The 12947-nt window shown below is 36.1% G+C and carries 12 protein-coding genes and 1 pseudogene; 10 read left to right on the top strand and 3 right to left on the bottom strand.

Annotated features, from left to right (window positions below):
* Positions 1 to 4: 4 nt before the first annotated feature.
* Positions 5 to 904, bottom strand: coding sequence for a DUF72 domain-containing protein (locus GOQ17_RS14720; protein WP_159638629.1), 900 nt, complete (start codon positions 902 to 904; stop codon positions 5 to 7).
* 172 nt (positions 905 to 1076) lie between these two features.
* On the opposite strand from GOQ17_RS14720, the gene GOQ17_RS14715 reads away from it, so the two are divergent.
* Positions 1077 to 1958 carry a tyrosine-type recombinase/integrase gene (locus tag GOQ17_RS14715; protein WP_159638627.1) on the top strand — a complete coding sequence of 294 codons (882 nt, stop codon included), beginning with the start codon at positions 1077 to 1079 and terminating at the stop codon, positions 1956 to 1958.
* Between the two features lie 15 nt (positions 1959 to 1973).
* Positions 1974 to 2315, top strand: coding sequence for a ribosome hibernation-promoting factor, HPF/YfiA family (hpf, locus tag GOQ17_RS14710; RefSeq protein WP_159638625.1), 342 nt, complete (start codon positions 1974 to 1976; stop codon positions 2313 to 2315).
* A 153-nt stretch (positions 2316 to 2468) separates the two neighbouring features.
* On the opposite strand, the gene GOQ17_RS14705 is transcribed toward hpf, so the two are convergent.
* Both GOQ17_RS14705 and GOQ17_RS14700 read right to left on the bottom strand, forming a co-directional pair.
* Positions 2469 to 3287 (bottom strand): ZIP family metal transporter, encoded by an 819-nt coding sequence (locus GOQ17_RS14705; protein WP_159638623.1) that lies wholly within the window; start codon positions 3285 to 3287, stop codon positions 2469 to 2471.
* Positions 3288 to 3436: 149 nt separating this feature from the next.
* Positions 3437 to 5080: a glycoside hydrolase family 3 C-terminal domain-containing protein gene (locus GOQ17_RS14700; protein ID WP_394350615.1), complete on the bottom strand. Its 1644-nt coding sequence runs from the start codon at positions 5078 to 5080 to the stop codon at positions 3437 to 3439.
* Between the two features lie 388 nt (positions 5081 to 5468).
* On the opposite strand from GOQ17_RS14700, the gene GOQ17_RS14695 reads away from it, so the two are divergent.
* From GOQ17_RS14695 to GOQ17_RS16650, 8 genes and pseudogenes are all read left to right on the top strand, one after another.
* Positions 5469 to 5759 carry a hypothetical protein gene (locus GOQ17_RS14695; RefSeq protein WP_159638619.1) on the top strand — a complete coding sequence of 97 codons (291 nt, stop codon included), beginning with the start codon at positions 5469 to 5471 and terminating at the stop codon, positions 5757 to 5759.
* Between the two features lie 312 nt (positions 5760 to 6071).
* Positions 6072 to 8177, top strand: coding sequence for a ferredoxin-like domain-containing protein (locus GOQ17_RS14690; RefSeq protein WP_159638617.1), 2106 nt, complete (start codon positions 6072 to 6074; stop codon positions 8175 to 8177).
* An 11-nt stretch (positions 8178 to 8188) separates the two neighbouring features.
* Positions 8189 to 8956: a uroporphyrinogen-III C-methyltransferase gene (gene cobA, locus GOQ17_RS14685; RefSeq protein WP_159638615.1), complete on the top strand. Its 768-nt coding sequence runs from the start codon at positions 8189 to 8191 to the stop codon at positions 8954 to 8956.
* Positions 8957 to 9532 (top strand): precorrin-2 dehydrogenase/sirohydrochlorin ferrochelatase family protein, encoded by a 576-nt coding sequence (locus GOQ17_RS14680; RefSeq protein WP_159638613.1) that lies wholly within the window; start codon positions 8957 to 8959, stop codon positions 9530 to 9532. It begins immediately after the preceding gene.
* 3 nt (positions 9533 to 9535) lie between these two features.
* A complete protein-coding gene (locus tag GOQ17_RS14675) occupies positions 9536 to 10234 on the top strand; it encodes a phosphoadenylyl-sulfate reductase (RefSeq protein WP_159638611.1) in 699 nt (232 codons plus the stop codon).
* Positions 10235 to 10278: 44 nt separating this feature from the next.
* Positions 10279 to 11169 (top strand): sulfate adenylyltransferase subunit CysD, encoded by an 891-nt coding sequence (gene cysD, locus GOQ17_RS14670; protein ID WP_159638609.1) that lies wholly within the window; start codon positions 10279 to 10281, stop codon positions 11167 to 11169.
* A gap of 97 nt (positions 11170 to 11266) precedes the next feature.
* On the top strand, positions 11267 to 12511 hold the full coding sequence (locus GOQ17_RS14665; RefSeq protein WP_201288636.1) for a sulfate adenylyltransferase subunit 1: 1245 nt from the start codon (positions 11267 to 11269) through the stop codon (positions 12509 to 12511).
* A 186-nt stretch (positions 12512 to 12697) separates the two neighbouring features.
* Positions 12698 to 12841, top strand: a pseudogene (locus GOQ17_RS16650) (IS982 family transposase); the annotation flags it as partial.
* Positions 12842 to 12947 lie beyond the last annotated feature (106 nt).

Here is a 12947-nt window from a genome sequence, read left to right as displayed (position 1 = left end):
ATTTTTAAAATAAAGTTGCCCCACCTTTTTTAGGATCTTCAGGTTTTTGAGGAATATGCAGATTCGTACCTATAGCTTTGTTTAATTTTTCAATAAAATGAGCTGCTAGTAATGGCGATTCCACTTCTACATTTTGATGAATAAAGAAATACAATTGTTGTAAACCAGCCTCTTTCCATTCGACAATCGTCTTAATCCATTTATCTAAACGTGTATAATCCGTGGGATGATTTGCCCCTACATATCGTACAAATGCAGTAGGAGTGGTTAATCGCATATGCATCATATCTCGACGTCCTGCTGTATCGACTAATACATTTGTTTTGTTTGTTTCCTCTAAAAGTTTATAGTACTTTTCAGCTACTTCTTGTTTAAACCATTCTTCATTACGGACTTCGACCGCCAATGGATAACCTTTTGGGAAATCTTTTAAGAATTTCTCAAGACGATCAAAATCTTTAGGTTTGAAATTATCGATCAATTGCAGAAAAGCCATCCCCAATTTATCTTCAAATAATACAGTAGAATCTATAAACTGTTTTACTTTTTCATCTGTATTTAATAAACGAGAAAAATGGCTTATAGATTGTGGGATTTTTGGGAAAAATTTAAAATTATCTGGGGTCTTATCTCGCCATGTTTCGACCTGTTGTTTAGTAGGAGAATTGTAGAATGTGGCATTTAGTTCAATGGAGTTGAATTGTGTCGAATAATAAGCAAGCTCATCTTTCGTCCCACGTGGGTAGAAACCTTTTAAATCTGTTTTATTCCATTTCGCACAACCAACATACACTTCCAATGGAGTATCAGCATTACTGCTTGCTAATAATTCCAAAGTTTCTGGAGGTGTGGGTGGAATTGTAAAATCTATAATCGCTGGATCTGCTACTTGGCCAAATTTCATATTTCAAATATTTAGGTTAAAGATAAGTTAAAGCTTTCTTTTAATCAATAATAAAGGGCTTCGTTGTGTAATATCATGCTAAAGTATTTATTAGATTTTTTATAAACATTTGACCTTTGCAACAGTTATTATTATGATAAAATAATTATATTGATAGAAAGTTTAGATATTTATGTGCAAAAGTGGCTTCCTTAATTATTTAAAATACGAAAAAAGATATTCTGTGCACACCATTACTGCATATGACACCGAAATTCAATCGTATTTATATTTTTTGGAAAAGGAGGGATTTCCCTTTGAAGAGGTAGATTATAAATTTTGCCGTTATTATTTTGCTACGATGAAAGAAAATGGTAAATCAGCCAGTTCTGTAAATCGAGCAATTTCTGTTCTGAAGTCATACTATAAGTATTTACAACGCGAATCCTTAGTAAAATCTAATCCTGTTCATTTGATTAAAGCTCTCAAAGTAGGTAAAAAATTACCTGTAGTAGTGGAAAAGGAAAAGATGACTACACTATTAGATCAAATGGAAGATTTGGAGGATTCATTTGAAAATAGTCGTGATTTTATCGTAGTAGAATTGCTCTTTGGAACGGGTATTCGATTGGCTGAATTATTAGAAATAAAAGAGCGGGATATTGATTTTTATAATAAAAAAATCCTTATATTGGGTAAAAGGAACAAGCTAAGATTTGTTCCGATGTACACATCATTGATTCATGAACTAAAACAATATTTAGAAAAGAAAAGAAATAGTAAACTACAAAATAATTCAGAGCATTTGATCGTTACTAATAATGGAAAACAGGCATATCCTAAACTGGTATATCGTATAGTAAACAAATATTTAAGTATGATAACTTCACAACAAAAACGGAGTCCACATATTTTAAGACATAGTTTTGCTACATCGTTACTAGATAACGGAGCTGATCTGAATGCGATCAAAGAGTTATTGGGGCATGCAGGATTGTCTGCTACGCAGATTTATACACACAATTCTGTTGAGCGATTAAAAAACATTTATAAACAAGCACATCCAAAAGCTTAAAAAAAGGAGGAAAACATGAACGTAACTGTGCAATCAATTAAATTCGATGCGGATCAAAAATTGATCGATTTTATCAAAAGAAAAACTAGTAAGCTAGAACAATTTTTGGATAATATTATCGAAGGGGTATGTTACTTACGAATAGAAAATGTGGAAGATGAAGCCAACAAAGTTGTAGAATTGAAATTTAATATTCCAGGTTCACAATTATTCGCTAAGGCTCAAGCGAAAAGCTTTGAAGAAGCAACTGATGTTGCTGTCGAATCCTTACGTAGACAGATTAATAAACATAAAACAAAGACTCGGACAGCAGTAAGTAATCACAAAGAATTACTTTCTAATGAAGATGAGTTTTAGAACTTAGTTTATACATATTATGATAAGGGGTGTTTTCTAAAAAACACCCCTTATTTATTTAATAATACAATAAGTAAGTCTGTTATGCTGTGTATCCTCAATAGTAGGGTCAAGAATAGTCTTTCAAAACTTAATAAAGATTCAATTTGAAAATTACCCTAAAGCGACATCCAATGTCATCATGACAATAAACCCTCCGATAAAGCCTAGAGTAGCCAAATCTGAACTTTTGTTTTGCTGTGCTTCTGGAATAACTTCTTCTACGACAACAAAAATCATAGCTCCGGCAGCAAAAGCCAAAGCATAGGGTAAAATCGGAGCAAACATTGTCACTGCGACTGCGCCAAGAACGCCAGCAATGGGTTCGACAATAGCCGATGCTTGTCCATAAAAAAAACTTTTACGACGTGATAGTCCCATTCTACGCAATGGCATAGCTACTGCAATTCCCTCGGGGAAATTCTGTAATCCGATACCAATAGCCAGTGTTACGGCACCAGCAATACTTGCTTCAGGAATGCCTGCCGCTACACCACCGAATAGTACACCAACCGCTAGTCCTTCTGGAATATTATGTAATGTTATAGCTAACGTCATTAATGTCGTTTTCTGCCACGGAGTCTTAACACCTTCCACCTTTTGAAAATTAACATGCAAGTGTGGTAATATTTTGTCAATAGCATATAAAAATCCCGCACCTATTAAAAAACCCAATACAGCTGGGTAGACTTTGATAAACCCTTCGCCGTCACTCATATCAATGGCAGGGATCAATAGACTCCAAATACTAGCAGCGACCATGACTCCGCCTGTAAATCCAAGCATTGTATCCATGATATTTTTGTTATAACTTTTGAAAAAGAATACAAAAGATGCTCCTAATGCTGTAACAAACCAAGTAAATAAAGTAGCATATAAAGCCGCAGTAATTGGGTTGATGCTTTCAAAATATGTTATAATTGATTCTATCATTTAGTTTGTGTCGTTTTAATTTTTATGAGCATAAAGATACAATTCAAGGTTTTAAAAAATAAAACTGTACATGATTTTGTGGAGAATGTACGGGATGTTAATAAAAATCCCTTTCAAATTTATTTGAAAGGGATTGATTATAGATATTATTAATTTAGCGTAAACTTGACTTCTTTGTCGGCAACTTTTAAATAGAATTCGCCTTCTTCTAATATTCTTTTTCCTTTTGAATCTGGATAGGATAGGTCACGCAAAGGCTCTATTTCAAAAGTATAAGTAATCGTTTCGCCAGCCTTAATTGCTTTTTTCTCAAAGAATTTTAACTCTTTAACCGGTCTTGAAATAGAGGCGTGTGGATCTCTTATAAACCAATGTACAGTTTCAAGTCCATCGCGAACACCGGTATTTTTTACTGTAACTGTTGCAGTTAACTTTTCTGTTTTGCTGATGTTATCTTTGGATAATTTAATGTCACTATATTCATACGAAGTATAACTAAGCCCATGAGCAAATGGATAAAGAGGTCCTTGTTGAACATCTTGATAATGTCCTTGGTAAGGACGAGCGGATTGTCTATAGTTATAATAAATAGGTATTTGTCCAGTTGAATAAGGAAAAGTTATTGGTAATTTACCTGAAGGATTAATACGTCCTGAAAGGATTCCTGCTAGAGGTGCGCTACCGGCTGTTCCTGGTTGCCAAACTGCAACAATCGCATCAACTAATGGTTCGATACGTGCTAACTCCACCGGTCTACCACTTGACAATACCAAAACTATTTTTTTTCCTGTAGTGGCCAAATGCTTCACTAAATCCTCTTGTATAGTCGGTAAGGAAAGGTTTGAGCGTGAGGCATTTTCGCCACTCCACCAAGCTTTTTCACCTAAATAAAGGACTACAACATCAGCTCTTAATGCAGCTTGATAAGCAGCATCAAATTCTAATTTGTCATCACCATCAAAATCACAACCTCGAACATATTCAAAATTAGCTTTTGAGCCATATTCTTTTATCATACCATCATAAAATGGAATGACATCTTTGGGGTTACCAAAGCCTTTCCATGATCCCATCACATGTTCATTATCTTTCGCAAATGGACCTATCAATGCAATCTTTTTTGTATTCTCTAATGGTAATACTTGATCTTTATTTTTCAATAAAACCATTGTCTCTTCTGCATATTTCTCTACAGTCTTGATGTCATCAGGCAATAAAAATCTTTTCTCATCAGGCAGTACATTGACATAAGGTTTTTCGAATAAGCCTAATTCAAATTTTAATTTCAAAATTCTCCTTACAGCGTCATCGATTTGTGCCATAGTAATTTTTTTATCTTTCACTAATTCCTCTAATTGGCGTCCATATAAATTATCTACCATGTCCACATCGGTGCCTGCTGCAAAAGCCTTATATGTAGCTTCTTTATCATCTTTTGCTACACCTTGACTTTTTAACTGATCGATTCCATACCAATCAGATACAATCAATCCTTTGAATCCAAGTTGTGTACGTAGCACATCTTTCAGCCAATGTGTATTTGCTGTAGATGGTATACCATTTATATCGTTGAATGAACTCATTATTGTTGCTGCTCCAGCATCTATAGAAGCAATATAAGGTGGCATATATGTTTCCCAGATACCTTGATCCGAAATATCCGTATATACATAATCCCGTCCCCCTTCGCTGCGGCTATAACCAATATAATGTTTCAAACATGCTGCTACGTGTAGACTGTCATAAGGTTGAGTTCCTTGGTAACCTAATATTGTTGCAAGATGCAAGGCGATTCTTTTAGTCGAATTTGTTCGTTTTAACCATCTCCTTTGTTACAATTGTTTATAAAAAGTGATTTTAAGCACTTTTTGTTCAGAAAAGCCTTTTCTTTAAGGTTAAAATTCAATATACTTTGGGGTTTTATAAATGATGTTAATTTGAAAATATTGTAATTGTTTAGTCTTATAGTTTTCTTTATTGTGTGTTATTGCTTAATAGTAAAAATATTGCACTTTTAGTAGTGTAATTTCATTGCTACAATTCTATATCATTTTATTTTAAAGAGCTTTTAAACGTGTTTTTAATTGTTTATTTGCATCATAATTATAACCATTTTTATCTCCCATATTAAAAGTATGTGAGATATTAATCATTTATTAACACAACATTAAACTTGCGCACATGGAAGCTTACAGAAACAGAGTAATTGAATCACTTCAATTATTAGGAGATATCAGAAATCAATTATTTACGCAAATAGTAAATATAGCATCGGACGGTGAGTTGAAAGATATACTAGCCGTTTTTGAAGAAGGGGATTATTATGATTTCGAGATGGATCAATTTGAAAATTCCTCTGATATTAATATTATAAAACTCATGCAGTTGTGCAAAGAGATTGAAATAGCATTTGATAGTATTCAAAATGTAAATGCTGTTGATGACGGAGAGTTGTTTTTATCAGCATCCTAAAATGACATAATAAATCATTCTTTTCTTAACGGCTGATCTTTATAATTTATAAAATAGGTTAGAAAAAATATCAAATACTTTTTTAAATGTACAAGCATAGCACTTGCTTGTACATTTAAAGCTTATGATCAATCATCCTTCCTCGTTTCTGACTTTATGAGTTCAAAATTCAATAAATATATTTTCATTAAAAGTATACTAAATTGGTGGAATATATAGTTTTTATAGTTTTTAATTTTTACATTTGTCACGGGTTAACTGAAAAGTAACCCGGTAAATAGATTAAAAGAGGATTGCTACTTACTTTAAACCATGCAGAGTTTTAGAACAGAATTAGAAAACCCAATTGTAGAACAAGAAATTATCGAGCTTGAGCGCAAGATTAGAGCTTTTCAGGAAGGGAGAATTCCAGATGAGAAGTTTCGTTCGTTGCGATTGGCAAGAGGAGTTTATGGACAGCGACAGCCGGGCGTACAAATGGTGCGCATTAAATTACCTTTTGGTAAAGTTACTTTTAAGCAAATATTAAAAATTGCAGATATTTCGGATGAATATGCTTCCAAAAACTTGCATTTGACCACACGTCAAGATATACAGATACACTACGTTAGTTTGGATAAAACCCCAGAATTGTGGGCTAAATTAGCCGAAGATGATATTACCTTACGTGAAGCTTGTGGTAACACCGTTCGTAATGTGACTGCGTCTCCTACTGCCGGTATCGATCCATTGGAACCATTTGATGTGTCACCTTACGCACAAAAGACTTTCGAATATTTCTTGCGTAACCCTATTTGTGCTGAGATGGGTCGTAAGATTAAAATTTCTTTTTCGAGTTCAGAACGTGATACAGCTTTCTCCTATATTCATGACTTTGGATTTATTCCGAAAGTGAAAATTGTAAATGGAGAAGAAGTTAGAGGTTTCAAGGTATTGCTAGGTGGTGGTTTAGGCTCGCAACCTTTATTAGCACACGAAATTTTTGATTTCTTAGCAGAAGATCAAATTATTCCCTATATGGAAGCTACTTTGCGGGTTTTTGACCGTCATGGCGAACGCAATAACCGTAACAAAGCGCGTTTCAAATACCTTGTTCAAAAATTAGGGTTGGAAGAAGTCTTGCGTTTGATTGAAGAAGAAAAAGTAGCCATTAAAAATAAATCTGTTGTAGTAAATAGAGATGCTGTTCAACAGCCTGCAGCGCCTACTTCGGTAGTGACTCCTGTAGAACCAATTGATGCAGCAAAATATAAAGTTTGGCGTGCAACCAATGTTTTTGAGCTAAAGCAAAAAGGATTTTATGGTGTGTATGTGAAAATATTGACTGGTGATATCTCTACGTCAAAAGCAAGAGAATTGGTAGCAGGCGTTCGTGAGCATATCGCAGATGATATTCGTATCACACAAAATCAAAACTTGCTTTTCAAATATGTACGCGAGGAATCATTGCCTCACTTGTTTAATTTGTTGACAAAATTGGGAATTGCTAATGCAGGTTTTGATAGTACCGCTGATGTGACGACATGTCCAGGTACAGATACCTGCAATTTAGGTATTTCGAATTCAACAGAAATGGCTCGTGTTATCGAGCAATATATCCACGAATTCCATGAAGAGTTTGTCTACGAACAGGATTTGAAAATTAAAATTTCTGGTTGTATGAATTCTTGTGGTCAACATGGTTTGGCACATATTGGTTTTCATGGTAGTTCCGTAAAAGCTGAAGGAAAAGTAGTTCCCGCAGCACAAGTTATGTTAGGTGGAGGTACAATTGGTGATGGTAAAGGTCGTGTAGCTGAGCGTGTTATCAAAGTTCCGACGAAACGTGTTTTGCAAGTAGTCGATTTAGTTTTGGTTGATTACAAACAAAATAGATTAGTAGATGAAAATTTCCATGCGTACTATGACCGTCAAGGAAAAGACTACTTCTATCGTTTATTGAAACCCCTTTCGGACTTAACGACATTGACAGCCGATGAGTTTGTGGATTGGGGACATGAGGGTACTTTCGAAACGGCTATTGGTGTAGGAGAATGTGCGGGGGTAGTGATTGATTTAGTCGCAACATTATTGCTCGAGGCAGAAGAAAAAATCGAATGGGCAAACAAAGCCTTCGAAAGTGAGCAATATGCGGATGCGATTTACCATGCGTATAGCGCATTTGTTTGGACAGCTAAAGCCTTATTACTAGATAAAGGAGTTAATTCGAGCACACAAGCTGCAGTAATTAGTGAGTTCGACGCACGTTACGTGAACGAAGGGGTTTTCACATTCCCAACGTCGTTTTCAGAACGTGTCTTACAAATAAATAAGTATGAACCTTCGCGTGAATTTGCGGAAGTATATATCAAGCAAGCAACAGCTTTTTATTACGAAGCTGCGGAACGAAGAGAGTCATTACGTGTAGCAACCCATTAAGGAGGGGAAGAATGAGTGTAGTAAAACCATTTGTGACATTAGTCGGCGCAGGTCCGGGCGACCCCGATTTGATTACGTTAAAAGGTATCAAAGCTATCAAAGATGCAGATGTGATTTTGTATGATGCTTTGGTCAATGAAGAATTATTGACTTATGCGAAGGAGTCTTGTACAAAGATATATGTAGGTAAGCGTGCGGAACGTTTATCTACATCACAAGACTATATCAATAAATTATTAGTAGACTATGCATTGACGCATGGACATGTTGTGAGGTTGAAAGGTGGCGATCCGTTTGTCTTTGGTCGTGGAGGTGAGGAGTTGGATTATGTTCGTCAATTCGATATTCCTACGGCTGTAGTACCTGGGATTTCTTCGTCGGTGGGCTTGACGGGTTTGCAACAAATTCCGTTGACTTATCGCGGAATTAGCGAAAGTTTTTGGGTGATTACAGGTTCGACTTCGGATGGTCGTCTTTCCGAAGATTTGTATCATGCGGTGAAAACTAATGCTACAGTAGTAGTTTTGATGGGTTATTCTAAATTGCAACAGATCATTGAATTATATCAAAATAATGGCAGGGGTTATTTGCCTATTGCGCTGATACAGAATGGTTCATTAAAAAATGAGCGATTAGCTATTGGAACTATAGATACGATCCTCGAACAAGTACATAAAAAGCTTTTGGGCGTGCCAGCAATTATTGTTTTGGGTGAGGTCGTTGAAAAGCATCAATCTTTCCAAAAGTTAAAGTCCGAGATTCAACATTTAGAAGCATAGATGAATACATTATTTCCCATTTTCGTGAAAATGAACCAGATTCAGACGCTTCTTGTAGGTGCTGGACCTGTTGGATTAGAGAAGTTGCAAGCAATTTTTCGTAGTTCTCCTTTGGCGAAAGTGAAAATAATTGCGGAAGAAGTTATTCCCGAAGTTTTTGAATTTATTGAAGACAAAGCAACTATTCAATTCGAACAACGAAGTTTTGCAGAATCGGATTTGGATGGCAAAGATTTGGTTGTAGTTGCGAGCAATAATCCAGAACTGAATCAGTGGATTCGAAAATTGACTACAGCACGTAATATATTGCTGAATGTCGCGGATAAGCCTGATTTGTGTGATTTCTATTTAGGTTCTATTGTGCAAAGAGGAAATCTGAAAATTGGGATTTCAACTAACGGGAAGTCGCCAACAATGGCAAAACGCTTGAAGGAGTTTTTCAACGAGGTATTACCAGAGGAAATTGACGAAACTTTAGAGCTTTTGCAACAATACAGAAATCAATTGCGTGGCGATTTGGAACATAAGATAAAGCAGTTAAATGCGCATACACAAGATATAGTAAGCAAGAATTAGGGTATGATTGATTATTTGAGAGCAAGTTTACAAGATTTAGATGCTAAGCAGATTGTCCAATACATCACGGATAATTATGGCAGTAGAGCGGTATTCTCGACTTCTTTTGGTATTGAGGATCAGGTGTTGACGCATTTGATTGCGGAAGTGGGAGCGAAGGTGGATGTTTTTACGTTGGAGACAGGGCGCTTGTTTCCTGAGACTTACTATGTTTGGAACAGAACGTTGGAACGTTATAAATTACCAATCAAAGCCTATTATCCCCAAGCGATTTTGGTAGAAGAGATGGTTACAAAGAAGGGGCCATCGAGCTTTTATGAAAGTGTAGAGAATAGAAAAGAATGTTGTTTCATTCGCAAAATAGAACCTTTGAAACGTGCTATTCAAGGTTATGAAATCTGGATAACAGGTATTCGAGCGGAGCAATCGGCCAATCGTGAGGATATGGATTTCATCGAATGGGATGAAGGAAATCAGATTATTAAGATTCACCCTTTATTCCATTGGACATTAAACGATGTTGAATCTCACTTAAAAGAGTTTAATGTGCCTTACAATCCGTTGCATGATAAAGGTTTTCCGAGCATTGGCTGTCAACCTTGTACACGTGCAGTAGCTCCGGGCGAAGACTTTCGCGCTGGACGATGGTGGTGGGAAGACAAGAGCAAGAAGGAATGTGGCTTGCATGTGACGAGCAAATAAAATAGATACATAAGGAAGAAAATATATACGATTAAGGGAAAAGAATGGATTATTTAGATCATTTGGAGGCGGAAGCCATATACATATTAAGAGAGGTAGCGGGGCAATTTGAGAATCCTGCACTTTTGTTTTCAGGTGGAAAAGATAGTATTACCTTAGTTCATTTAGCAAAAAAAGCATTTAGACCAGGTAAATTTCCTTTTCCATTGGTGCACATTGATACCGGACACAATTTCCCAGAAACTATTCAATTCCGGGAATGGCTTGTCGAACAATTAGGGGAAAAGTTGATTGTGGGACTTGTGCAAGATAGTATTGATCAGGGGAAGGTTATCGAACAGAAAGGTAAGAATGCGAGCCGTAATGCTTTGCAGACGGTAACCCTTTTGGATACGATTGAGAAATACGGTTTTGATGCCTGTATAGGTGGTGCACGCCGTGACGAAGAGAAGGCTAGAGCCAAAGAACGTATTTTCTCGGTGCGTGATGAATTTGGGCAATGGGATCCAAAACGTCAACGTCCAGAGCTTTGGAATATCTTCAACGGCAAAATTCATAAAGGAGAGAACGTGCGTATATTCCCAATTTCAAATTGGACAGAATTGGATGTTTGGAATTATATTAAGCGAGAAAATATAGCGCTGCCTTCTATCTACTTCAGTCATGAACGTGATGTCGTATGGCGCAACGGTCAATGGATGGCTGCTGCAGAGTGTCTAAATATTGATTCGGATGATGTGGTAGAATATAAGTCTGTGCGTTTTAGGACGGTAGGTGATATGACTTGTACGGCTGCTGTAAGTTCTGTGGCAACAGAATTAGACGATATTATCGCAGAAATCAAAGCTTCTACGTTAAGTGAGCGTGGCGCTCGTATGGACGATAAAGTGTCCGAAGCCGCTATGGAAGAACGTAAGAAACAAGGTTATTTTTAAAGAGTATTTAGTAGAAAGTATTTAGTACATAGACTTCGGATGGACTAAGCTTTCTAAAATCTAAATACTAAAATCTAAATACTGTAGTACTAAAATAATGAATATTCTAAAATTTATCACGGCTGGTTCTGTTGATGATGGAAAAAGTACCTTAATTGGCCGTTTGCTATATGATACCAACTCAATTTTGGATGACCAATTGGAGGCTATCCAAAAGGCGAATCGTAAGAACGATGACGGAACTGTAGATTTAGCAATCTTGACGGACGGTCTAAAAGCTGAACGCGAACAAGGTATAACCATTGATGTGGCTTATAAATATTTCCAAACAGAAAATCGTAAGTTCATCATTGCGGATGCGCCTGGACATATCCAATATACCCGTAACATGATTACGGGTGCTTCCAATTCGGATTTGATTATTATCCTAATTGACGCACGTAAAGGTGTAATTGAGCAAACTAAGCGTCACTCATTTATTGCTAAATTGCTATCCTTAAAACAAGTCTTGGTTTGTGTCAACAAAATGGATATGGTGGATTATGCCGAAGCGGTATTTGAAAACATTAAAGCAGACTACTTGCAACTAGCTAAAAATCTAAAATTAGAGCATGTAGATTTTATTCCAGTTTCAGCTTTAAAAGGAGATAATATTGTAGATAAGTCCTCACGTATTGCATGGTACGAAGGTCCAACATTGTTAGAATACTTGGAACAAGTGGAGTTCGAGGAAAGCAATGTTGATACATGGCGTTTTCCAGTGCAATGGGTGATTCGTCCACAGTCGGCAGATTATCCAGATTACAGAGGCTATGCTGGTCGTGTCATTGGTGAAGGTTTGAAAGTAGGAGAGTCGGTCGTCATTTTACCTAGTGGTGTACAAACAATCATTGAACGCATAGAATTAGACCAACAACCTTTAGAAACCGCCCATGATGGTCAATCAGTTGTCTTGCATCTAAAAGATGATGTAGACATCTCGCGTGGTGATTTTATCGTTTCAGCAAATAAACCGGCGTATGCAGAACGTGGTTTTGAAGCGAATATCTCTTGGTTTGAAAATAAAACTTTGGATACAAATCAAGTGTATTTATTGCAAAATCAGACGAAAGTAACGAAAATCAAAATCCCTGAAGTACAATACAAGTTTGATGTCAATACGCAAGAACGTATTTACGATGAAGATATCCGCTTAAATGATATTGGTCGTGTATCGGTAAAAGCTGCGGAGGAAGTCGTATTTGATTTAAACCGTTATTTCCCAGCAAATGCCCGTGCTATTATTATCGACCCTCGTAATAATCTTACAGTAGGTGCATTAACGGTAGAAGAGTTATTATAAGACTTTTTAGACTTTATAAATCAAACCCAAATAGTGAAGGCTATTTGGGGTTGTTGTTTATTTTCCTTTAGAGAATTTGATACTATAGTTATTTAATTAGAGATTTTATAGTTTCAAATAATGGTTTAAAATCAGAGAAGGATTCAGTAGGAAGTTCAAATAATTTTTCCCATATTCTGGATTTTTTTGCAACAAACTAGGCATCGATCAGTAAACAACTTCTTGTTAAATATTTTGGGTGCTTTGGCAGTTTATGCTTTTTTCCCTAAAAAACCTTCTTTAAACATTCTGTTTGAGCAACAAGAAAACCAATTATTCCTTGCTGCTTAAACCGAACTCACCTTTGGTATAACAAAGATAATTTTATAAAAATAATGTTGTTGTTTGTAAATATAGGCTGGAGGGATAAAAACTAAAGCCTTAGTATGAAACGTTA

The sequence above is a fragment of the Sphingobacterium composti genome (assembly GCF_009829075.1).
Classification (GTDB): domain Bacteria; phylum Bacteroidota; class Bacteroidia; order Sphingobacteriales; family Sphingobacteriaceae; genus Sphingobacterium; species Sphingobacterium composti.
This window is presented reverse-complemented; position numbering and strand designations above follow the sequence as displayed.